The sequence below is a fragment of the Streptomyces phyllanthi genome (assembly GCF_009377205.1).
Taxonomy (GTDB): domain Bacteria; phylum Actinomycetota; class Actinomycetes; order Streptomycetales; family Streptomycetaceae; genus Streptomyces; species Streptomyces phyllanthi.
Map to the genome: position 1 here is coordinate 1 of NZ_VJZE01000924.1, position 1,170 is coordinate 1,170.

The 1,170-nt window shown below is 70.3% G+C and carries 2 protein-coding genes; one reads left to right on the top strand and one right to left on the bottom strand.

The window, feature by feature from the left end; genetic code table 11:
* Positions 1-96: 96 nt before the first annotated feature.
* Complete coding sequence (gene aroQ / locus FNH04_RS46165; protein ID WP_322725788.1) at positions 97-570, bottom strand: type II 3-dehydroquinate dehydratase; 474 nt, start codon at positions 568-570, stop codon at positions 97-99.
* A 218-nt stretch (positions 571-788) separates the two neighbouring features.
* On the opposite strand from aroQ, the gene FNH04_RS46170 reads away from it, so the two are divergent.
* Positions 789-1,170 (top strand): MFS transporter (locus FNH04_RS46170; protein WP_228032082.1); only part of this gene is annotated, 382 nt, incomplete at its 3' end.

Genomic DNA, 1,170 nt, shown 5'->3' on the forward strand with positions numbered 1-1,170 from the left:
GTCAAGGGCTTCACAGCGGGCGGTTGGGCTTCGCCCGCGAGGTCGCGGACCAGGTCTGCTTGGACGCCGGACGGCTCTGAGCGGCCGGAGTACCGCTCAGGCGTCCGCCTTCCCCGTCCCTGCCAGCGCGGCGACCCGCTCCACCCCGAACACGTACCCCTGCACACCGCACCCCGCGATGACCCCGTCGGCGCGCAGCGAGACGTACGAGTGGTGCCGGAACTGCTCGCGTTTGTGGATGTTGGAGATGTGGACCTCGAGGACGGGCAGGCCGTCGCAGGTGTTGAGCGCGTCCAGGATCGCGACCGAGGTGTGCGAGTAGGCGCCCGGGTTGATGACGATGCCCGCGTGGTTCAGGCGCGCCTCATGGATCCAGTCGACCAGTTCGCCCTCGTGGTTGGACTGCCGGAAGTCCACCGTGCCGCCGTGCGCGGCCGCCGCCTTGGCACACAGGGCCTCCACGTCGGCGAGCGTGTCGGAACCGTAGATCTCGGGCTGACGCTGGCCGAGGAGGTTCAGGTTGGGCCCGTTGAGGATCATGATCGGGGCGTTGGCGAGAGTGCGGGGCACGGTTCCTCCGGTCCGGTCGGCTGGGGCAGGGGCCACTCAGGACTGCTGCTCGGACCCGGTCTATCACGGTGCGCCGACACCTCGTGGGCCCGGACGCCCCGGCGCATCCACGGGACGGCGCCGACCTCGTACGAACCACCGCGCGCCCCCCGTAACCACTTGTCACCCTGGGTAGTTGACGCGGCATGCGCCCTGCACACACCGTGAAAACTCCCTCCATGCTGCGGCTCGCGACCGCCTCGCTCGCCGGGACGGCCATCGAGTTCTACGACTTCTTCGTGTACGGCACCGCGGCCGCGCTGGTCCTGGGGCCGCTGTTCTTTCCGACCTTCTCGCCGGTGGCGGGTACGCTCGCGGCCTTCGGCACCTTCGGCGTCGGCTTCGTGGCGCGGCCTCTGGGCTCGGTGCTGTTCGGTCATATCGGGGACCGGCACGGGCGGCGGCCGGTCCTCGTGGCCTCGCTGCTGCTGACCGGCACGGCGACCGTCGCCGTCGGCTGTGTACCGACATACGACTCGATCGGTGTGACGGCTCCCGTACTCCTGCTCGTCCTGCGTTTCCTGCAGGGGCTCGGGCTGGGCGGGGAGTGGGGCGGTGCCG